We start from the raw sequence: 20,360 nt of genomic DNA, 5'->3' as shown, positions 1-20,360 counted from the left end.
AGCTGAGGATATTTTCCTTGGCTTATTTTGTTATAATAAGTTAATAAATATTTCTTTAGTTATAGGAAGTGTAATATATGAGTGAAAATATAAATGAAAAAGAAGAATTAGATCAAATAAATAAACAAATTGAAGAAGAATTAAATGAATATGATGCTGAAAAAGATCAACAAAAAGCAAAAAAAGAATTTCTGACACTTAAGTTTTTTGGCACGTTTATTATATTGACCTTTATGATTTTTAGCATTGTTAAATTGTTTGTTTGATAAGTAAAATTGTAATTTTAACTTTAGTTATTGAGGTGTAATACATGACGATATATAACATGAACTATGGTATTGGATGGGCGAGTAGTGGTGTAGAGTATGCGCAATTATACAGAGCTCAAGCTTTAAGAGGAAGAGCAGAAACATTAAAGTTCGTGTTTTTAGAATTTATAAAAACTGAAAATATACAAACCCTAACAAAAAATTTAGGGTTTAATGATGATGAAGTGGTATGGTTATACCAATTTTTCACAGATATAAAAATAGCACCTTCAAGTGTTAAATTAGATGAGATTATTCAATCACTCAATGACGACATCACTAAAACAGAAGATGAAGGAAAAATCAAAAAATATTTCTTTAATAAAAACAGTAATTATATCGTGTGTCATTTGAAAGAAGAAGATAGCGATATTGTTGATAGAGTAGAATATGTATCAAGAGGGAAGTTACTACGCAAAGATTATTATTCCTATGTACGTGTCTTTTCAGAGTATTACGCCCCTGAAGATAATATGGCTAAATTATATATGAGAGTCTTTTACAATGAAGACGGTTCTACAGCATACAATGAATATGTAAATGGTGATAATAGTATGTTTGTCTTTAAAGATAGAATACTATATTCGAAGCAAAGTTTTATTGCATATTTCATGGAAAAACTTCAGTTGTCGCGGGAAGATATGATTTTATTAGATCGCTCAAAAGATGTTGGTCAAGTTATGATAGAAAATAAACATCAAGCTAAATTAGGTGTAGTGATTCATGCAGAACACTATAATGCGTCGACAACGAACGATGATTATATACTTTGGAATAATCATTATGAATATGTATTCACTAACGCGCAGGAAATTGATTTCTTTATCACAGCAACGGAAATCCAAAATAAACTGCTGACAGAGCAATTTGAAAAGTATAATCATATCAAGCCTAATATATATACAATTCCTGTAGGAAATTTAAAAACTTTAACACAACCTTCTTTAAACAGAAAGCCTTATTCTATCATTACTGCTTCAAGATTAGCAGCTGAAAAACGTGTAGATTGGTTAGTTAAAGCAGTCGCAATTGCGAAACAACAAAGACCTGAAATAACATTTGATATATATGGAGAAGGTGCTCAAAAGCGGGCATTGCATAACCTTATTCGTGAAAATAACGCAGAAAGTTATATCACATTGCATGGCCATGTAAATTTAAACCAAGTATATAAGGATTATGAATTGTTTCTATCAGGATCAACGAGTGAAGGTTTTGGATTAACATTGATGGAAGCGATTGGCTCAGGATTAGGACTTATTGGATTTGATGTTAATTATGGAAATCCGACTTTTATTGAGGACAAAGAAAATGGCTATCTCATACCTATTAAATTAAATGTAGAATCAGAGTCTGAAATAGTAGGAAAAATTGCTGAAGCTATAATTCTATTTTTTGAAAATGATACAAATAATTTCCATGAGGCATCTTATAAAGTTGCTGAACAATTTACACAAGATGCTGTAAAAATCCAATGGAATAATTTAATTGATGAGGTGCTTTATGATTAATTTATTTGAAGCTTTCGATAAACAAACAATAGTCCTTTATAATTCATTTAAATTTTCGGGTATGAATAGACAAACAATCGTTATTGAAGCAGATGGCTTTCTTCCCGCAGATGTTAAAACACCATATGAATTCTTTGCGGAAAATGAAAATTTGCCAGTTAAACCATTATTTTTTAACCAAGTTAAAACACCGAAATTTTGGTTGATTGAAGGCAATAATAACGATGCTGTAATTAAAGATACAGGAGATATTAAAGCGAGAATTATTTATAAAAAGAATTATAAACATAGAATCGTAGAACGTATTGAGTGGTTAAATAAACAAGGACATACGCAGTTTATTGATTATTATAATAAATATGGATACAGTTATGCACAAGTAGTATTGGATCCTAATACCCATAAAAGAATATTAAAACGCTACTATAACGCTAAAGGTGAAGTGTTTATGGTTGAGAACTTCATCACAAATGATGTTATTTTGAATTGGCAAGGCAAAGAATACTTCTTCCATTCTAAAATACAATTTGTTAATTTCTATATTCAAGTTGCGGGGTTAGAATCCGAACAATTTTTAATTAACTCATTTTCAGTACCAACCGCAGTGATGAACGGTTTAAGTGACTCTAGCAATGATTATTTTTATTGGCAAGGTGATATTACGAGCGATATTATTCGTCATATGGAAAATATATTATCTAAAGAACGTAGATCATTCAGTATTATTGTGCCGAGCGATGAAGCCTACGAACAACTTAAATCGTCCATTAGTGATAAATGGAAAAATAGAATATATAAATCTGGATATGTATATAAATTCCTGAAGTCTAATAATCATTCTAACCAAGTGCTAACACTAACAAATTCTGATCAAATACCGCATTTAGAACAAATTGTACAAGCACATCCGCATTTAGATTTTCATATTGCGACTATGACTGAAATGTCTAAGGTGTTAATGAACTTGAATAAATATGCCAATGTTAAATTATATCCAAATGCCAAAAAGACCGAATTTAAAGCACTTTATAAAAAATGCGATATCTATTTAGATATTAATAAAGGAAACGAAATATTAGATGCAGTTAGGGCAGCCTTTGACTACAAATTATTAATTTTAGGTTATGATGCCACTGCGCACAATAGAGTAGTAACAGCACCAACTCATTTATTCGATGTAGCGTATCCTGATACGCTAATCAGTGCCCTAGAGGAAGTTACGCAACACAAAGACACATTCGATAATTACTTAGAATTACAATTACAACAAGCCAATGCTATCGATAAAACAACATTTATTGAATCAGTAAATTAATAAATCACACAATAATAAAAAATCCCAATGACTTTGTAATTAAGTCACTGGGATTTTTTGCTATAGTTCTTGTTTATTAAATATTTTAATTGATGAAATGTAGGAAACTACTAATAAAATAACACCTAAAAGTGCATAGGTACTAACTACGAGTAAATTACTTGTTACGTTAGCTATATCTTCAATTGATCCAGATGAAGCAATATTTGGCATGATAAATCCAAAGAATACTAGGAAAAATAAAGCTATTACTATAAAGGATGTTGTGATTAAAATAACATTTGAATTTTCTGGTCCAAATTTAAATGTTAAAGGGAACATTATTGCGTATGAACCAGCGCCACCTATGCCTATTAATATAGATACTAACGTGAGATTTAAATTTTGTGTTATGAGTGCTAATGGTATAATACCGATGATAAGTCCTATTAAAATTAGAACGCCGTAGAAGCTGAAATAACTGTTTACGTATGCACTTCTACCTTTAGGTAAAGTGGACACATAATACATCCATTTTGAATCTTTCTCATGTTTAATGTTATCCGTTACAGGTGAAATAAGAAAAATCATTGGTAAAAAACATGTCATGATAGGGTTCATAAATGTGAATAGTATACTAGCGACAATACCTACAATTAAATAAGTGAAGAGTGATTTTTTTGATGAGTAATAACTGCTAAGTGTTAAGCCCTTCATTATTTATCACCTCTCATAATTAATTTTGTTGCGTCATCAATACTTTGCAATGGTCTCGCATTTGTTACTTGGTTACGATTATTGATTAAAGTAGTTCTTATGTGATTACGAGCTCTTGAAGCTATGATAAGGTCAGTTGGAATATTGAAATCTTCTTCAGGTTGCTCAATAATGCCATAATTATCCAATAAGTTTTGTTTGTTTTCTTCAAAAATAATTTTGCCATCTCGCATAAACACAAGTTTAGTTGCAAGCTGCTCAATATCTTCTGAAATATGAGATGAAATCAAAATCCCATTGCCTTCTTCTATGTAATCCTCTAACATTTCAATAACTTCTTCACGACTTGAGACATCCATACCGGCAGTAGCTTCATCAAGAATGAGAAGTTTACTTTCGTGTGCTAACGATATTGTCAAAGCGACTTTCATACGCATACCACGTGAAAAGGATTTAATTGCATTATTAGTAGGTAACTCAAATTTATCGATAATTGAAAAGAATTTTTCGCTATTCCATGATTGATAAATATTAGAAAACACTTTATCAATTTCTTTAATTGTTAGTTTGTTTGGTACACGTAAATCATCAAATACAACACCGATATTTTCTTTATAATTGGAATCATTTTCTGTTACAGTTTCATCGAAAAAAATGATTTTTCCACTGTCTTTAAAGCGATTTCCGACCAATGTATTAATCAATGTAGATTTACCTGAACCATTTTTTCCAATTAAACCTACAACTTCACTAGGTTTGATTGATAGTGAAATATCGGAAAGGTGAAAGTCAGATTTTGTGTAAGACTTATTTAAATTTTGAACTTTTAAAAGGTGTTCCATAGATACACTCTCTTTCTTCATACTATATTTATAAATAAAATTTACGTACTTTTAACATATAACCAAATGCATTATAGATAAAAAGAATAATAATAAGGAGCAATCCTAAAAGTTGGTTGATGCCAGTAATTAATGAGAATAAACCTAATATCATTCCACCAATAATCAATAAAGTAAGATTGATATGATAAATTTTGAACATAGAGACGAGCGTTATATGACGTTCTCCTTCATCCATGATGTCTAGAATTTTCTCCGTATACTGAGCTTCACCTTGTTTTGGATAACGACTATCAAATTTTCTTACAAAGAAACCGATCATCAGAGAAGGAACAATTGTGATTAAGTAAGGAATGATAGGATAAAAAATGTCTCCCTCAGAAGCATTTACCATCACTATAATAAACATACAAATTAAACTAATTAAAATCTGAACATAATAAATAAAGCTCGTTCTCATAAACATCATATTTGCTTTCTCTTCAAATTCATCAGCTTGTTGACCCTCTATATCATGGTTCATTTTTGATTTGAATGTGAGTGCATTTTGTTGAACTTTATATAACACTAGAGTAAGGATTATATTAATGAGGGATGCAATGAGACAAACAATGATTGTAATTTCGTGGCTTGCGAAACTTATGCTTGAAAAATGGCTGTTATTTTCAAATAAGCCAAAGGATAGGCCAATAATACCACCAATGATTCCTCCTACTAAAACAAGCAATAAAAAGCGTCCTACTTTCATAAATCTTCCTCCTCAATTATGAAGATGTTTTCAACGGGTTCATTAAATATGCGAGCAATTTTAACAGCTGTCAGAATTGATGGCATAAAATCATTACGTTCTATTAAGGAAACAGTTTGTCTAGAAATTCCTGCGTTTTTAGCAAGTTGTGTTTGATTATAGCCATCACGTGCACGTAATTCTTTAAGTCGATTGCGCATTATTGATCAACTCCTTAAGGTTAATATATATTACTTTTGTCATTTTGACAACTATATTTGTCAAAATGACATGTATCGTATATGTTATATGTGAGAATTTTATAATATGAAGAGGAGATTATCATTATGAAAAAAATTGATATTATAGGTAATGATTCATTAATAAAGGCATTTTCTAAATATCAAATTGCCTTATGTATTGTTTTTGGTGGGTTGTTTTTTGTTATGGTAAAGATGTCTGATACTATTGATATTTTCGATTCAATGTTAGCTAATATATTTATTGGAATAGGGTTATTTATAGGGACGTTTATTGTACATGAATTAATTCACGCTTTGTTTTTCAAACTGTTCTCGCCATTGAATAAGGTGAATTTTGGAATGGCTAACGGAATGATTTATTGTGCAATACCAGGGGGAAGCTTTACGCCATTAACTTTTGCTATAAGTGCAATAGCACCATTTGTTATTATTACTTCAACTTTCATCATAACTTTTTATATGGGGGTTTTACCCAAAGTGTTCTTTTTATCATTTGCTACCATGCATACAATGTCATGTGTTGGAGACTTTTATTGGGTGATTAAAATGATACAAACACCAAAGAATTCTCATATTAAAACTACAGATAGTGGCATTGTTATAAGTTGAAAATTTAAAGCTACGAAAAATTATTTCGATATTCAGACGCACTAATTTCAAAGTGTTTTGTAAAATTTTTAGAAAATAATAAAGGATCTTTATATCCAACTTTACTTGAAACTTCACATATCATATTATTCGTATGTATAAGTAATTGAGATGCATGATACATACGGATATATGTTAAGTATGCTTTGGGAGAACAATTTAAATTCTTCTTAAACAGACTTGAATAAATGACTGCGAGTGACATTAACATATTGCGCAACATCAACGACACTAATATTCTTGTGATAGTTTGAATTGATAAATTCGACTGCTCTTTGGATATCTTCGTTAACAATATTGACGTTAACTGAGAAATTTTTAGGAAACTGTTCTTGAAGCATATAAACTAATTGGTATATATGTTGCATGATTAAAATGTCATGTGAGTTGCTAGACGCAATGGTTTTTGAAAGATCACATATATTATGAATCGTTTTTTTAATTTCAGAAGTGTCTTTACCTATAATGATATGGTCATCTACGATATAACTACGTGCTAAATAATCTAGAATTTGTTTGCCACTAATACCTACCCAATAATAAGTCCAAGGTTTTGAAAAAGAAGGCTTATATTCAACTTCCATGCCTTTTTCTAATAAAAACATATCCCCTTTTTTTAAGTTGAAACTCTGCCCATTATATTTAAAAATACCTTCACCATGAGTTACGATATGTATTACAGATGTTTGGAAAACTGTATAATTATAACCTACATTTGGTACACCAACTTCAATACCACATTCTACTAAATTAGCATCAATTAACTTTTTACTAAATTTCTTCCATAAAACTTGCATAACACACCTCTCAATTTATCATATTGAACTTCTTTAGATTTATATAATCACATTATAATAACAAAATGCAACATTTTGCCATACAACATCATCATTATGCTATTCATAACATGCACTTTAAATTGATAAAATGATATTAACATATATGTAAGCGCTTTAAAAAGTGAGATTTTAGAGGTGGATAAAATGGATAGATATTTAACTGGAAAGCAAAAATTAGCATTTGGCTTTGGTGCAATAGGGAAGGATGCCATATTTAATATTGTTGGGCTCTTCTTAATGTTTTATATCACAGATATTGTAGGTTTATCTCCTGCATTTGTCGGAGTTATGCTTTTTGTTGCACGTATTTGGGATGCAATTAATGACCCGATTATGGGTATGATCGTTGATAATACGCGGAATAACTTTGGTAAGTTCAAGACGTGGCTCGTTATCGGTACGCTTGCTAATGCTATTGTTACAGTCTTGCTATTTACGAATTTAGATTTATCACAAACGTCTATGTATATTTATATATCGATTATGTATATTTCCTGGGGAATGACATATACGATGATGGATATTCCGTACTGGTCTTGGTTACCGAACTTGACGCATAACCCTAGAGAACGTGAAGAGATTTCAGTCATTCCTAGATTTTTCGCAAGTTTAGCCGCATTTATTGTAGGTACTTTTGGTTTGTTCTTTATACATAAATTAGGAGACGTCTTTGGTAGTGGTAGTGACTCGGTAGGCATTTTTGTTTTTGCCGTAATCTGTAGTGTTGTTTTTATCTTTACGATAGGTGTAACAGTCTTCAAAGTACCTGAAGATCATGAAATGGAAAAACAAATAGGTATTAAAGTTAATTTTAAAGATATTGGTCGTATTTTATTTAAAAACAAAGAATTACTTGCCATCATGGGTGTTTTATTAACTTTTAATTTATGCTTACAAACGCTCAATGGTTCTATCATTTATTACTTTAAATATGTAGTGAATGCGGAACATTTATTTTCAATTTTTAATGCAATGATTCTGTGTGAAATGCTTGGTTTATTACTTTTGCCACGTTTTATTAAATGGGTTGGTAGAACTAGAGCGTTTAATACAGCTATTACGCTTATCATAACTGGTTTAGTTATTATTTTAATATCAGGTTTCGTGGCGCCACAAAGTACGATCTTAGTCATTATAGGTGCGGGTATGTTACGAGTTGGTTCAGGATTTATGATTGGTATAACAACAGTATCGCTTGCAGATGTGATTGATTACGGTGAAGTGAAGTTTGGGCAACGTAATGAGAGTGTGATCACTTCCACAAACACGTTTTTAACTAAAGCATCACAAGCAGTTGCCGCTTTAATTGTCGGTGTCGGCTTATCTGTATTAGGTTATACACCGAATGAGGCACAATCAGCGGTCACGGTTAATGGTCTGCGTATCATGATTATTGTCGCACCGTTGATTTTCGTTAGTTTAACAGCATTTTTATATCATAAAGCATTCCATTTAAAAGGTGACTTTTTAAATGATATTGAGAAAACACTCCGATATAAACGTCAGAGGGAACATAGAGAGAATATTAAATAGAGGGGATGTCATTTTATGTTAGAAGAACAATTTCATGAAAATATGGAGATTCAGCATGTGAACTTGATGCCAAGACGCGCATTTTATATACCTTATCAAGGAGGGGAGTCTGACTACCGTTTAGAAACACGTTATAATACAAAAAATGTGACATTATTAAATGGTGATTGGCACTTTGAATATTTCAATTCTCTAGAAGCATGTTTAAACCAACCTCAACAGATTAAAAAGGATATATTGCCAGTACCGTCTGTATGGAATTTATATGGCTACGATCAAATACAGTACCTTAACACACAATATCCAATTCCATTTGATCCGCCGTATGTTCCGAAGAACAATCCATGCGGACGTTATACACGTTCTTTTGAGTTAAGTTCATATGATACGCAAAGTGATTATCATTTGAATTTTGAAGGTGTAGATAGCGCATTTTATGTATGGGTAAATAATCAATTTGTAGGTTATAGTCAGATATCTCATGCTATTTCAGAATTTGATATTTCAAAATTTGTGCGTGATGGAGAGAATACGATACAAGTGCTTGTATTAAAATACTCAGATGGCACTTATTTTGAAGACCAAGATATGTTCAGACATTCAGGTATTTTTAGAGATGTTTATATTTTAAAACGAGCGCAATCACGTGTAGATGATTTTAAAATTGAAACACATTTAAATGATGATTTGAATAAGGCTACTATAGATGTGAACTTAGCACGTAAACAAGCGTTAGACCAAGCTGAACTACACTTATATGATCCAGACAGCAAATTGGTAAGCAGTATTCAAGCTTCTGAACAGTATAGCTTTACAGTTAACAAACCACAATTATGGTCAGCAGAAAGTCCTGTACTTTATACGTTAGTCATTACTACTGGTCAAGAAGTTATTACACAAAAAATTGGTATTCGAGAAGTTAAAATCAGAGATAATCAATTTTTTATTAATGGACAATCTATTAAATTACGTGGTACCAATCATCATGATAGTGATCCTAAAACAGGCTATACGATAAATGAAGCTCAATTTATGAGAGATTTAGAGCTTATGAAGCAAGGTAATTTTAACGCAATCCGTACGGCACATTATCCGAAATCACCTTTATTTTATGAATTAACAGACCAATATGGTTTTTATGTGATGAGTGAAGCGGATTTAGAAACGCATGGTGTAGTTCGTTTATATGGTGAAGAGAACACTGAGCACTTTAATATCATTACGGATGACCCTAAATATCAAACTGCAATTATCGAGCGTATTGAAGCGTCTATAATCCCTTTGAAAAACTATAGTTCAATTGTTTCATGGTCAATGGGTAATGAATCAGGATTTGGCGTTAATGTGGTTAAAGGCTTGGCACGTGCGAAAGAATTAGATGCTACACGACCACTTCATTATGAAGGCACATTACATCGTGATAAATCAAAAGACTATGATTTATCTAACGTTGAAATGATTAGTAGAATGTATCCATCTCCTGAAGAAATTGAAATGACATATTTGAAGAATCCGAATCTAGATAAACCCTTTATTTTGTGTGAATATGCGCATGCCATGGGGAATTCACCAGGCGATCTTCATGCTTATCAAAAGCTTGTTGAGGCATACGATAGCTTTATTGGAGGATTCGTATGGGAATGGTGTGACCACGGTATTCAGACAGGTTTGAAAGATGGTAAGCCAATATTTAGGTATGGTGGGGATTTCGGCGAATGTCTACATGATGGTAATTTCTGTGTGGATGGTATTGTTTCTCCTGACCGTGTGCCTCACGAAGGATACTATGAATTTAAACATGAACATAGACCTTTAAAAGTAATAAAGCGGGATGACTATAAACTATCATTACGTAATCAACTTGATTTCACGCATATAGAAGATTATTTAAGTGTTGAAGCAACTGCTACTTTTTTAGATGGCACGCGTCAGACGTTTGAAGTTCCTTTTGCTCAATTTGCACCCCATACAACACAAAAGATTGATTTAAGTGACTATATTAATATAAATGAACTCAGTGATGTGATGTTACACTATAAATTGAAATATGCAGATAAGTTACGTTCGGCTCATTTTGAATTAGGATATGATCAAATCGTATATCAGCGACAATCGATGACGCATCAGAATATGAAACCATTATCAATAGCATGCAGAGACAAGGCTCGTACAATTCACGTTGCTATTGATAATTGGACATACATTTTTGATAAAACAGACGCGAGTTTAAAAGCAGTTGTGCATGATGGCATAATTATTATGAATCAGAAAACACAAAATAACTTATGGCGTGCACCAACAGATAATGATATTAATGTTAAGCAAGATTGGGCATACGCTGGATATAAAGATATTACTACGCGTGTGCATGGTTACCGAATCGATAAAAATAAGAGTGACGTCAGTCTTATTTTTGATATTGCACTGGTTAATGAAGCGGTTCCTCCTGTACTTTCGGGTACAATTACGTGGACAATTCAAAGCGATGGTACGCTTAACGTAAACTATGATTTAGAGAAAGATACATTAGCGCCATTTCTTCCACGTTTCGGTTTAGCCATGACATTACCAAGTGACTATGAGCAAGTCGAATATTATGGGAACGGTCCTTATAGCAGTTATCAAGATAAAGGTGTGGCAACATATTTAGATTATTTCGAAACGACAGTGACAGATAATGTAAGTAACGATATCAAACCTCAAGAATCAGGAAGTCATAATCAGACTACATTTGTTAAAGTTTCAAATGGTCGAAATGCTATGGTTGTAACAAGTGGAGACACATTCAGTTTTAATACAACACATTATTCATTAAATCAGTTAACGCATAAGACACATAAAGACCAATTAGAGCTCGAAGATTATACGTATTTTTATATTGATTATGCTCAAAGTGGCATTGGTTCTAATAGTCGCGGTCCAGAATTAAATGAAGCTTATCGACTCAATGATACACAAATCAAATTGAATTTTAAATTGAATTTTGAGTAGTTAGTGTTTAAGGTATTTCACTCATATTAATCAGCAATTCAGAAATTTATTTTATATTTGAAAAGGCCGTTATCACGAAATGTGGTAACGGCCTTTTTTGAATTAAATCTTCATGACAAATAGTGATTTAACTATTTTATTGGAAATAATAAGGTGACATAAAAATAAACCTTGGTGTTATATTTCCAATACATGCTAATATTAATATTAACAAGAACGTTAAAAATTTCAGGATTATAAAATATAAAAATGATTGAACTATAGAACGCTACACTCATAATATAAAAAGAAGGTGTGATTTTATTGGAACTTAGACATATGCAGTATTTTGTTGAAGTCGTAAAACAAAAAAGTATGACGAAAGCAGCAGACTAAACTTTTCATTACACAGCCAACAATTAGTAATACGATTAGATTACTAGAAAAAGAATTAGAAGTAACATTATTTAATAGATATAAAAACCAAATATACCTAACTGATGCGGGGGAGGCATTCTTTTTTCAGTGTAAAGAAATGCTGAAAATGTATGAAAATATCCCTAATGAATTAAGTAATCTTTTAGAATTGAAAAGCGGACATTTAAAAATAGGAATTCCTACAATTATTAATATTCGAAGACTAATAAAACTCATCTCTCAGTTCCATGATTCTTATCCTAATGTAACGTTTCAACTTTTTGAAAATGGAAGTAAAAAAATTGAAAATGATATATACTATGGTGATTTGGATATGGGGATTACTGTCCTACCAACGAATCATAAAATTTTCAGTACATTCACTTTCTTAGAAGAAAAGTTAAAACTTGTAGTTCATAAAGATCATCCATTATCTAATAGTGATACGATTGATATTGAAGATTTAGAACATCAAGAATTTATTTTATTTAATTCTGATTTTTACTTAAATGATAAAATAAAAAATACGTGTAGAAACTATGGATTTAATCCTAATATTATTTTTGAAACGACCCAGTGGAGCTTTATAGAAGAAATGTTAATAAATAATATGGGCATTTGTATATTACCCGAGGGGATACTTGATTTATTGGATAAAGATTTGAAAGCTATTAGTATTAATGAACCTTCAATGAAATGGGAACTCGCCATTATTTGGAGAAAAGATATCATAGTTGATTCATTAACAAAAAATTGGATTAAATTTATACAAGAAAATTACTTATTACATCATTAAACGTAGAGGTCATTCACATAATTTATGGCCTTATAAAAAAAGGATATTTTCTATTTATATGCTCCCGTTCTATAATTTGTGACATAAACATTATAGAACGGGAGTTTTTCATGGAAAATTATAAATATCCGAGCGATAGTAAAATTGTCAGTACCGATCAAGTTTTAATTAATGACTTGAATAATTACAACACACTATTTGGTGGCGTATTGATGAAAAAAATTGATAATAATGCAACTTTGTCTGCTAGAAGACATGCAAGAGTTAAAGAATGTGTCACAGCATCTACAGATAGTGTGGAATTTTTACATCCTATTACTCAGTCAGATTCAGTTTGCATAGAATCTTCTGTAGTTTATACAGGAGAAAAATCTATGGAGATATTTTGTAAGGTAATTTCGGAAGATATGATTACAGCAAAAAGAAAAATTGTTGCTATCGCTTTTCTTACTTTTGTAGCCTTAGATGAAAATAAAAAATCAATTAAAGTACCTAAAATTACAGCTCAGACTAAAGACGAAAAAACATTATTTATGTATGGTGAAGAAAGAGCAAAAGTGCGTAAAACGAGAAGGTTACAAAGTAAAACATTACTTAAGTCTCTTGATTTAAGTAAACCATGGGAATTGGAGAAGTGATAAAAATGGTTAATGAAATGGATGAACTAACACAATTCAAATTAGATTTAAAAGCTTTGAGAGAAGAATCACCTCGCTTATATGAGCAATTAGAATATATAGCAAGTTTAACAAGACAACTAAGTATTCATTATAAATATTTAGGACTACTTATGTTTTCAAACAATAATGAAGTTATTCAAAACAACAGACCTATTTTAATTAGAGATTCTGTTTTAGAGTTATATGAACGAGAAGTTGAAAAAGTAAAAGAAAATAATGAATTCGAATATGTGAATGAAATGATATTAAAATTCCAATTTGTAGCTTACTCACAAATATTCCTTATCGTTTTAGGTGCAGAACCTAGTTTTGTATTTAATAACACGATTATTAAATAATACAGAGCTACTTCGATCTTGAAATGAGGCAACAATAAATGAGCATATCAGAATGTAGATATTTATGTATCAAACAAGACAAATCCTTTGAAAAGGGTAAGCTGTATTGGCTGTTCCCGACGGAGGTGTCTACACTTGATGAAAAATATTTTTACGTATCAAACGATGGACAACTTTTAACAGAAGCATACAAAAGTAGTAACTTTATTAAAAGTGTCTCGCAGTAATGTAATATAGCATTTTCGAATACGACAAGAATCCTAAACTACTATTATTTAAAAACTCGATTTTGAACGTGTCTGGTTACTTTTTTATAGTATGCATCCTCAATCATACTATGCTTTGGAGCTAAACTTTTCAAAATCTGACAAGTATAGATGAATTTTAAAAGCAGTCACAAATTTAATGATTTGTGACTGCTTTTTATAATTTTATTCTTTTTCAATATTTGATGCACATGTAAAGCAATATAAATGATTGTCATTATATTTACCATTCAAGAAACCATTTAAACAATAAATATCTTTTTGGCAGACAGAACATTTTCCTACTAATTCTCTCATTTTAAAACCCCCTTGAATATTCATGCATTCGTCTTAAGTTAATCATATTATAACTGAAATAGATATTTAGCTTTTAAAGTTAATTTTATTTTGTATAATTAAAGTAATGTTTTCAATAAATAATTCCTGAAAATGTATAAAAATTTAAAATGGAGGTGATTTGATGAAACTTCAAAAGAGTTTGAAGTTTTCACTTATCTTTTTCGTAATAATCACATTCATAGTAATTATTTTTAGACCAACCGATACCGGATTGACTCAAATTATGACTGCTGACTTTATAAAAGCGATTGGTTTAGTGATTAAAGAACTTGTAACAACATTATCAATTAGTTTACCACCTTCAATCATCATTTTTTTAGTTTATTATTTTTATATTTTAAAGCCATCAAGTAACTAATACTATGATAATAGGCTTTGCTAATTAGCTGAATAGTTGCCATTATTTTTATAAAGGAGACACTTCGTTTTAAAGTTATGTCAAAGTAATTTTATTATACGAGGATGTCTTTTTTATTGTTTATATAATTGTATCGATTTTGTAACGTGCTGACGCCCAGGGGAATAGTATGAGGGAGAGACTACAGGCTCGAGCCATACCCCTAGGCAAGCATGCACTTTCAAAATCGTAAGATTTTAGTATAGAAAAAAGAACTAATCCATAATTTAATAGATTAGTTCTTTGCATTTGAGAATATATAATCATATCAGAGTTTTTTCACAGTCAGTAATAAATAGATAAAGAATGGGGCGCCGAATGCGGCGATGAAAACACCAGCCGGTACTTCTTTTGGTAAAAATACCGTTCTGCCTATAAGATCCGCAATAACAATGGAAAGTGCGCCAAAAATGGCTGACATCAATATACGTTTTAGATAATTCCCTTTAATCAAAGCTTTAGCAATATGCGGTGAGATTAAACCCACAAAGCCAATGTTCCCTACAAAACTAATCGCCGCACCAGCAAGTATCGTTGTGATCACCATTTGAATGAGGCGTGTTTGATTAACCTTTACGCCTAAACCAGTGGCCACATTATCATGCATAACGGATACTTTCATTCTCGGAAGTACAATAACCAACAATGGCAAAGTACACACTATAAATAACCCTAATATCAAACTGTTTTCAAATGTGACACCAGATAAACTACCGACAAGCCAAGTATACGCTTTAGACGCGACAAGTTGTTTTGTAAGGACAAGCGTGCCATTCACGAGTGCCATAAATAACGTTTGTAGTGCGATACCAATAATAACTAGAGTAGTGGGCTGTATATTGCCTTTTTTCTGGAAACTCATCAAGATGAACATCACAACAGCCGCACCAGTGAGCGAAAATGCCGGCAGCCAATGGACACCAATATCTCCTAAAAACGCAATAAATGCCACTGCACCAAATGTTGCACCACCTGTTACACCTATAATATCTGGAGAAGCGATAGGATTTTTAAGTACATTTTGTAAAATTAAACCACTTACACCAAGTGCTGCACCGACTACAATCGCTAATATAATTCTTGGCAAACGCAACACTTCGATGGTGAATTGATCAGGACTTGAAATAGGATCAATCATATAAGAAAGGATACTATTTAACGATATAAAAGTAGACCCCAGCATTAAACTCAAGATTGAAAAAATAATCAATATGAGAACGGCAATGACTAAACGTTTGGTATCTTTTTTATGGAGTGTTTCATTCATATACCTTGAATTCCTTTCCTAATAATATAAATAAGTGTAATTGAGCCGATGACTGCTGTGATAACACCTATAGGAAGTTCGAGTGGTTGGATTATTGTTCTGGCTAAAATATCGGATAATGTCATTAACATAGCACCACTCATTGCAGTGAAAGGTATCAAATATTTATAGTTAGCTGGCATTAACTTTTTACTAATATTCGGTACGATTAATCCGATAAACATAATAGATCCTGCAAGTGAGACCGAAATACCTGCAAGCGCACTAATAGTTAATACCATAATCATTTTTGTTAATTTAACTTTTTGACCAAGTGAAGAAGCAATTTCATCACTCGTCATTAAAATGTTGATGTGTGACGACATCGCAAAGGCAATGAGTAGAAATATAATAATAATTGGAATGACCCAAGGCACTTCCCACACATTACGCATTGCAACAGAACCACTTAGCCAAAAGAGAAAACTTTGTAAATTGCTTTGGTTCATAATTAAAATGCCTTGTGTAAATGCTCCGAATAATGCTGAAATCGCTGCGCCAGCCAATATCACACGTTTAGGTGAAAATTGCGCTTGCTTAAACATGCCAAGTGTAATAACAAGAACAGTAACAATGATTGCCCCGATAAATGAAATCGCTATGAGTGCTTCAAATGATTGCACTTTAAAAAATGTTAAGCCACAAATCACAAAGAACACGGCACCTGAATTGACACCAAACAGGCCAGGTGAAGCGATTGGATTACGTGTTAACACTTGCATAAGCAGACCAGATACAGAGAATGCGGCGCCAGTAAGTATAGCAATAATTGTTCTGGATGCACGGGATTCGGCAAGTAGAATATGTATATCGTTATTACTATTAAAGTGGAACAACGCTTGTACCAACTGTGAAAGTGATACAAGCGTGTTTCCAATGATTAAACTTAAAATCGTTACAACGATAAGGCATAAACCAGAAAGCATTAATTTATACCACGGTTTAAGTAACATGAGGTAACTCCTTATTGATTAAGATTGTTTTTCAATATCTAATTTTTTGTATAAATCGTCAATGAGCTTAAGTGATGAAGTGTAACCACCAGCCATGTTCCATGTGATTTCGTCCACATTTTTTGATACTTTATCATTTTTTACTGCATTTAAGTTTTGCCATTGATTACTTGATGTCCATTCTTTTTCTGTTTTCTTAGTTAATTCTACGTCCTTAGCACTTTTATCAGACTTGAACATAAAGATATGGTCAGCATCCATAAGTGGAATGCTTTCTTTAGATGTTAATTGAATGATGTCTTTACCTTTATCAACTTGTTTTTGTTGTCCTTCTGGGCGTTTAAATCCTAAGTCATGTAAGATGTCTCCAGCGTAACCACTTGCATAAATACGTGCATGATCTGGTCTGAAGTTGATAACTGAAGCTGACATTGGCCATTGATCTCCATACTTAGCTTTTGCATCTTTTTTAAATTGTGCAACTTTATCATCATAATTCTTTAATAACTCATCAGCTTTTTCTTCTTTACCGAGTGCTTTACCCATCATTTTCGTTGTATCTTGAAATTTATACACTGTATCGTGCGTAATGGTTGGTGCGATTTTAGAAAGTTGTTCATATTGTTTTTCATTTCTGACTTTAGAACCGATGATTAAATCTGGTTTTAACTTAGATATTTCTTCTAAGTTTGGTGAAGGTTCTTGACCTACTATTTTTGTATCTTTTAGGTCGTCTTTTATGTAATCATATTTAGGTTGTTGCGTCCAAGATTCTACAGCACCGACGGGTTTGACGCCTAATGCGACAGAGACATCAGTCGCGCCTTGATATAATGTTACGACACGTCTTGGTTTCCCTTTAATTTCAGTGGTCCCCATAGCATGTTTAATCTTCGTTGTTTTACTATCTTCCTTTGACTCCGATGACTTTTCGGACTCCCCATTTCCACAAGCCGCTAACACCATAACGGCTACTAAAACAGTAATGAATACTTTTGTTAAATGTTTCATTTCTCTAAAACCTCCAACCTGGATTGATAATCATTATCAATTCTAATATCTTATAAAGTAAACGATATGTCAACAAAAATTTTAAATTTTTTTAAAAATTAAATAAAGATTTGACATTTTTAATAAGGATACCTAGAATACAGTTTACTGATAATGATAATCGTTATCAGTATCGTAGTGTTATCGATAATCCATATTTTTTAGGAGGAATTTAAGTGAGACAAGAACCTAAGCATTGTCATGATTCTTTACTTTCATGTATAGGTGGAACGCCTATGATACAGCTCAAGCAACTGTTTCCGGAACATAATGTTTTCGCAAAATTAGAATATATGAATCCAGGCGGCAGTATGAAAGATAGACCAGCTCAATACATCATTGAAGATGGTTTTAACAAAGGAACAATTACTAAAGGTACACATTTAATTGAGAGTACTTCAGGAAATTTAGGTATTGCTCTAGCAATGATCGCTAAGATAAGAGGATTAACACTAACATGTGTGGTAGACCCGAAGATTTCAGAAACAAATTTAAAAATTATTAAAAGTTATGGTGCAAATATAGATATGGTAAACGAAGCGGATGAAAATGGTGGGTATTTAATGACGCGCATTCAACGTGTTCGTGAATTACTTGATTCAACTGACAACGCATATTGGATCAATCAATACGCAAATGAATTAAATTGGCAAGCACATTATCATGGCGCTGGTGCAGAAATCGTAGAGCAAATAGAAAACCCAATTGATTATTTTATAGCGCCAGTGAGTACGACAGGCAGCATTATGGGCATGAGTAGAAAAATCAAAGAACATCACCCGAATGCACATATTATTGCGGTGGATGCGAAAGGGTCAGTTATTTTTGGTGACGCACCTACAGATAGAGAATTACCAGGTATTGGCGCGAGTAGAGTGCCTGAAATTTTAAATAAAGAAGAAATAGACCAAGTTGTCCATGTCGATGACTACCAATCAGCACTTGGATGTAAACGCTTAGTTGATTATGAAGGTATTTTTGTTGGTGGATCGACAGGATCAATTATATCAGCGATTGAAAAAGTCATTCATTCTATCGATAAAGATAAAACAATTGTGACGATTTTACCTGATAGAGGCGATCGCTATTTAGATTTAGTTTATTCAGATGCATGGTTTGATGATGTAAAAAATAAAAAAGGAGCACTAACACGATGAACAAAGACATGTTGTATTTAAATAGATCAGATATTGAACAAGCAGGAGGTAATCATTCAACAGTTTATGTAAATGCATTAACAGAGGCATTAAAAGCCCACGCGAATCAAGATTTTGTGCAACCATTAAAGCCATATTTACGCGCAAATGGTAAAGAAGGGCATATTGCGGATCGTATTATTGCCATGCCAAGTCATATTGGCGGTCAAGATCCAGTATCAGGTATTAAATGGATAGGTAGTAAACATGATAATCCTTCAGAACGAAAGATTGAACGCGCAAGTGGCGTTATTATTTTGAATGATCCCGAAACAAACTATCCCATTGCAGTGATGGAAGCGAGCTTAATCAGTAGTATGAGAACGGTCGCTGTTTCAGTCATTGCTGCTCAGAAATTAGCGAAAAAAGGCTTTGAAAGATTAACAATTATCGGCTGTGGTCTAATTGGTGATAGACAATTGCAAAGTATGTTAGAGCAATTTGATCATATTAAACAAGTATACGTATTTGATCAATTTGAAAAAGCCAGCGCTAATTTTATTGGAAAATGGGCTGAAGCACGTCCAGATATTGACTTTGTTCAAGTGACGACAGCGAAAGAAGCAGTTGAAAATGGAGAGGTAGTCATTACTTGCACAGTTACGGACAAACCATACATTGAATATGACTGGATTCAAAAAGGCACATTTATTAGCAATATTTCAATTATGGATATTAAAAAAGAAGTCTTTACACAAGCAGATAAAGTCTTGGTAGACGATTGGTCACAAGCAAATCGCGAGAAAAAGACAATTAATCAACTTGTATTAGAAGGGCGCTTTAGTAGGGAAGCCTTACATGCTGAATTAGGAGAATTATTAACGGGTGCTAAACCAGGAAGAGAAAATGATGAAGAAATTATTTTATTAAATCCAATGGGTATGGCAATCGAAGATATTTCAAGTGCTTATTATATTTATAAAGAAGCGAAGCAACAGCAAATCGGAACAACATTAAGTCTATATTAAGG

Annotated in this window: 21 protein-coding genes and 1 pseudogene; 12 read left to right on the top strand and 10 right to left on the bottom strand. The window is 32.2% G+C overall.

Going from position 1 to position 20,360, the window contains the following annotated elements; genetic code table 11:
* The first annotated feature begins 77 nt into the window (after positions 1-77).
* The 3 genes from ABLV90_RS03790 to gtfB are packed head-to-tail and all read left to right on the top strand — an operon-like array spanning position 78 to position 3,134.
* A complete protein-coding gene (locus tag ABLV90_RS03790; protein WP_069816823.1) occupies positions 78-266 on the top strand; it encodes a hypothetical protein in 189 nt (62 codons plus the stop codon).
* A 44-nt stretch (positions 267-310) separates the two neighbouring features.
* A complete protein-coding gene (gtfA, locus tag ABLV90_RS03785; RefSeq protein ID WP_460872193.1) occupies positions 311-1,819 on the top strand; it encodes an accessory Sec system glycosyltransferase GtfA in 1,509 nt (502 codons plus the stop codon).
* Complete coding sequence (gene gtfB / locus ABLV90_RS03780; RefSeq protein ID WP_460872192.1) at positions 1,812-3,134, top strand: accessory Sec system glycosylation chaperone GtfB; 1,323 nt, start codon at positions 1,812-1,814, stop codon at positions 3,132-3,134. Before gtfA ends, gtfB begins: the two co-directional genes overlap by 8 nt.
* Before the next feature lie 60 nt (positions 3,135-3,194).
* Here the strand turns inward: gtfB and ABLV90_RS03775 are convergent, their stop codons facing one another.
* Genes ABLV90_RS03775 through ABLV90_RS03760 form a run of 4 tightly spaced genes read right to left on the bottom strand, consistent with a single transcriptional unit; the run spans position 3,195 to position 5,620 of the window.
* Entirely contained in the window at positions 3,195-3,830 is a 636-nt protein-coding gene (locus tag ABLV90_RS03775; RefSeq protein ID WP_427705785.1) for an ABC-2 transporter permease, read from the bottom strand.
* Complete coding sequence (locus ABLV90_RS03770; protein ID WP_460872191.1) at positions 3,830-4,672, bottom strand: ABC transporter ATP-binding protein; 843 nt, start codon at positions 4,670-4,672, stop codon at positions 3,830-3,832. Before ABLV90_RS03770 ends, ABLV90_RS03775 begins: the two co-directional genes overlap by 1 nt.
* A 28-nt stretch (positions 4,673-4,700) precedes the next feature.
* A complete protein-coding gene (locus tag ABLV90_RS03765; protein WP_069816833.1) occupies positions 4,701-5,420 on the bottom strand; it encodes a DUF3169 family protein in 720 nt (239 codons plus the stop codon).
* Entirely contained in the window at positions 5,417-5,620 is a 204-nt protein-coding gene (locus ABLV90_RS03760; RefSeq protein WP_002506324.1) for a helix-turn-helix transcriptional regulator, read from the bottom strand. The genes ABLV90_RS03765 and ABLV90_RS03760 overlap by 4 nt, the downstream gene beginning before the upstream one ends.
* 126 nt (positions 5,621-5,746) lie before the next feature.
* Between ABLV90_RS03760 and ABLV90_RS03755 the strand changes: the two genes are divergently transcribed.
* Complete coding sequence (locus ABLV90_RS03755) at positions 5,747-6,271, top strand: DUF3267 domain-containing protein (protein WP_427705789.1); 525 nt, start codon at positions 5,747-5,749, stop codon at positions 6,269-6,271.
* Between the two features lie 10 nt (positions 6,272-6,281).
* Here the strand turns inward: ABLV90_RS03755 and ABLV90_RS03750 are convergent, their stop codons facing one another.
* Entirely contained in the window at positions 6,282-6,434 is a 153-nt protein-coding gene (locus ABLV90_RS03750; protein WP_460872190.1) for a helix-turn-helix domain-containing protein, read from the bottom strand.
* Positions 6,435-6,480: 46 nt separating this feature from the next.
* The gene (locus ABLV90_RS03745) at positions 6,481-7,107 is read right to left on the bottom strand and encodes an AraC family ligand binding domain-containing protein (protein WP_460872188.1); all 627 of its coding nucleotides are present in this window, start codon (positions 7,105-7,107) and stop codon (positions 6,481-6,483) included.
* A gap of 186 nt (positions 7,108-7,293) precedes the next feature.
* Between ABLV90_RS03745 and melB the strand changes: the two genes are divergently transcribed.
* The 5 genes and pseudogenes from melB (at position 7,294) to ABLV90_RS03720 (ending at position 13,883) form a co-directional block, all read left to right on the top strand.
* Positions 7,294-8,682 (top strand): melibiose:sodium transporter MelB, encoded by a 1,389-nt coding sequence (melB, locus tag ABLV90_RS03740; protein WP_069816839.1) that lies wholly within the window; start codon positions 7,294-7,296, stop codon positions 8,680-8,682.
* Positions 8,683-8,697: 15 nt separating this feature from the next.
* Complete coding sequence (locus ABLV90_RS03735; RefSeq protein ID WP_460872187.1) at positions 8,698-11,673, top strand: glycoside hydrolase family 2 TIM barrel-domain containing protein; 2,976 nt, start codon at positions 8,698-8,700, stop codon at positions 11,671-11,673.
* A gap of 303 nt (positions 11,674-11,976) precedes the next feature.
* Positions 11,977-12,865, top strand: a pseudogene (cidR, locus tag ABLV90_RS03730) (cidABC operon transcriptional activator CidR).
* A gap of 110 nt (positions 12,866-12,975) precedes the next feature.
* Positions 12,976-13,503 carry an acyl-CoA thioesterase gene (locus ABLV90_RS03725; protein WP_460872186.1) on the top strand — a complete coding sequence of 176 codons (528 nt, stop codon included), beginning with the start codon at positions 12,976-12,978 and terminating at the stop codon, positions 13,501-13,503.
* A gap of 5 nt (positions 13,504-13,508) precedes the next feature.
* Entirely contained in the window at positions 13,509-13,883 is a 375-nt protein-coding gene (locus tag ABLV90_RS03720) for a hypothetical protein (RefSeq protein WP_069832780.1), read from the top strand.
* Positions 13,884-14,314: 431 nt separating this feature from the next.
* Here ABLV90_RS03720 and ABLV90_RS03715 read toward each other — a convergent pair whose 3' ends face one another.
* Positions 14,315-14,446, bottom strand: coding sequence for a hypothetical protein (locus ABLV90_RS03715; RefSeq protein WP_427708228.1), 132 nt, complete (start codon positions 14,444-14,446; stop codon positions 14,315-14,317).
* Between the two features lie 163 nt (positions 14,447-14,609).
* Here ABLV90_RS03715 and ABLV90_RS03710 point away from each other — a divergent pair, with 163 nt between their 5' ends.
* The gene (locus ABLV90_RS03710; RefSeq protein WP_427705799.1) at positions 14,610-14,846 is read left to right on the top strand and encodes a preprotein translocase subunit YajC; all 237 of its coding nucleotides are present in this window, start codon (positions 14,610-14,612) and stop codon (positions 14,844-14,846) included.
* A 307-nt stretch (positions 14,847-15,153) separates the two neighbouring features.
* On the opposite strand, the gene ABLV90_RS03705 is transcribed toward ABLV90_RS03710, so the two are convergent.
* The 3 genes from ABLV90_RS03705 to ABLV90_RS03695 are packed head-to-tail and all read right to left on the bottom strand — an operon-like array spanning position 15,154 to position 18,155.
* On the bottom strand, positions 15,154-16,152 hold the full coding sequence (locus ABLV90_RS03705) for a FecCD family ABC transporter permease (RefSeq protein WP_460872185.1): 999 nt from the start codon (positions 16,150-16,152) through the stop codon (positions 15,154-15,156).
* Positions 16,149-17,144 carry a FecCD family ABC transporter permease gene (locus ABLV90_RS03700; RefSeq protein ID WP_427705803.1) on the bottom strand — a complete coding sequence of 332 codons (996 nt, stop codon included), beginning with the start codon at positions 17,142-17,144 and terminating at the stop codon, positions 16,149-16,151. Before ABLV90_RS03700 ends, ABLV90_RS03705 begins: the two co-directional genes overlap by 4 nt.
* A gap of 18 nt (positions 17,145-17,162) precedes the next feature.
* On the bottom strand, positions 17,163-18,155 hold the full coding sequence (locus ABLV90_RS03695) for an ABC transporter substrate-binding protein (protein ID WP_427705805.1): 993 nt from the start codon (positions 18,153-18,155) through the stop codon (positions 17,163-17,165).
* 215 nt (positions 18,156-18,370) lie between these two features.
* On the opposite strand from ABLV90_RS03695, the gene sbnA reads away from it, so the two are divergent.
* Positions 18,371-19,351 carry a 2,3-diaminopropionate biosynthesis protein SbnA gene (sbnA, locus tag ABLV90_RS03690; protein WP_460872184.1) on the top strand — a complete coding sequence of 327 codons (981 nt, stop codon included), beginning with the start codon at positions 18,371-18,373 and terminating at the stop codon, positions 19,349-19,351.
* Complete coding sequence (sbnB, locus tag ABLV90_RS03685; RefSeq protein WP_460872183.1) at positions 19,348-20,358, top strand: 2,3-diaminopropionate biosynthesis protein SbnB; 1,011 nt, start codon at positions 19,348-19,350, stop codon at positions 20,356-20,358. The genes sbnA and sbnB overlap by 4 nt, the downstream gene beginning before the upstream one ends.
* Positions 20,359-20,360 lie beyond the last annotated feature (2 nt).

The organism is Staphylococcus sp. 2S1 (assembly GCF_046721335.1).
GTDB lineage: Bacteria > Bacillota > Bacilli > Staphylococcales > Staphylococcaceae > Staphylococcus > Staphylococcus equorum_A.
This window is presented reverse-complemented; position numbering and strand designations above follow the sequence as displayed.

What these genes read in the sequence shown, in the direction of transcription:
- ABLV90_RS03790 (WP_069816823.1), top strand. Translation starts at nt 78, where the DNA reads ATGAGTGAAAATATAAATGAAAAAGAAGAATTAGATCAAATAAATAAA.
- gtfA (WP_460872193.1), top strand. Translation starts at nt 311, where the DNA reads ATGACGATATATAACATGAACTATGGTATTGGATGGGCGAGTAGTGGT.
- gtfB (WP_460872192.1), top strand. Translation starts at nt 1,812, where the DNA reads ATGATTAATTTATTTGAAGCTTTCGATAAACAAACAATAGTCCTTTAT.
- ABLV90_RS03775 (WP_427705785.1), bottom strand. Translation starts at nt 3,830, where the DNA reads ATGAAGGGCTTAACACTTAGCAGTTATTACTCATCAAAAAAATCACTC.
- ABLV90_RS03770 (WP_460872191.1), bottom strand. Translation starts at nt 4,672, where the DNA reads ATGGAACACCTTTTAAAAGTTCAAAATTTAAATAAGTCTTACACAAAA.
- ABLV90_RS03765 (WP_069816833.1), bottom strand. Translation starts at nt 5,420, where the DNA reads ATGAAAGTAGGACGCTTTTTATTGCTTGTTTTAGTAGGAGGAATCATT.
- ABLV90_RS03760 (WP_002506324.1), bottom strand. Translation starts at nt 5,620, where the DNA reads ATGCGCAATCGACTTAAAGAATTACGTGCACGTGATGGCTATAATCAA.
- ABLV90_RS03755 (WP_427705789.1), top strand. Translation starts at nt 5,747, where the DNA reads ATGAAAAAAATTGATATTATAGGTAATGATTCATTAATAAAGGCATTT.
- ABLV90_RS03750 (WP_460872190.1), bottom strand. Translation starts at nt 6,434, where the DNA reads ATGTATCATGCATCTCAATTACTTATACATACGAATAATATGATATGT.
- ABLV90_RS03745 (WP_460872188.1), bottom strand. Translation starts at nt 7,107, where the DNA reads ATGCAAGTTTTATGGAAGAAATTTAGTAAAAAGTTAATTGATGCTAAT.
- melB (WP_069816839.1), top strand. Translation starts at nt 7,294, where the DNA reads ATGGATAGATATTTAACTGGAAAGCAAAAATTAGCATTTGGCTTTGGT.
- ABLV90_RS03735 (WP_460872187.1), top strand. Translation starts at nt 8,698, where the DNA reads ATGTTAGAAGAACAATTTCATGAAAATATGGAGATTCAGCATGTGAAC.
- ABLV90_RS03725 (WP_460872186.1), top strand. Translation starts at nt 12,976, where the DNA reads ATGGAAAATTATAAATATCCGAGCGATAGTAAAATTGTCAGTACCGAT.
- ABLV90_RS03720 (WP_069832780.1), top strand. Translation starts at nt 13,509, where the DNA reads ATGGTTAATGAAATGGATGAACTAACACAATTCAAATTAGATTTAAAA.
- ABLV90_RS03715 (WP_427708228.1), bottom strand. Translation starts at nt 14,446, where the DNA reads ATGAGAGAATTAGTAGGAAAATGTTCTGTCTGCCAAAAAGATATTTAT.
- ABLV90_RS03710 (WP_427705799.1), top strand. Translation starts at nt 14,610, where the DNA reads ATGAAACTTCAAAAGAGTTTGAAGTTTTCACTTATCTTTTTCGTAATA.
- ABLV90_RS03705 (WP_460872185.1), bottom strand. Translation starts at nt 16,152, where the DNA reads ATGAATGAAACACTCCATAAAAAAGATACCAAACGTTTAGTCATTGCC.
- ABLV90_RS03700 (WP_427705803.1), bottom strand. Translation starts at nt 17,144, where the DNA reads ATGTTACTTAAACCGTGGTATAAATTAATGCTTTCTGGTTTATGCCTT.
- ABLV90_RS03695 (WP_427705805.1), bottom strand. Translation starts at nt 18,155, where the DNA reads ATGAAACATTTAACAAAAGTATTCATTACTGTTTTAGTAGCCGTTATG.
- sbnB (WP_460872183.1), top strand. Translation starts at nt 19,348, where the DNA reads ATGAACAAAGACATGTTGTATTTAAATAGATCAGATATTGAACAAGCA.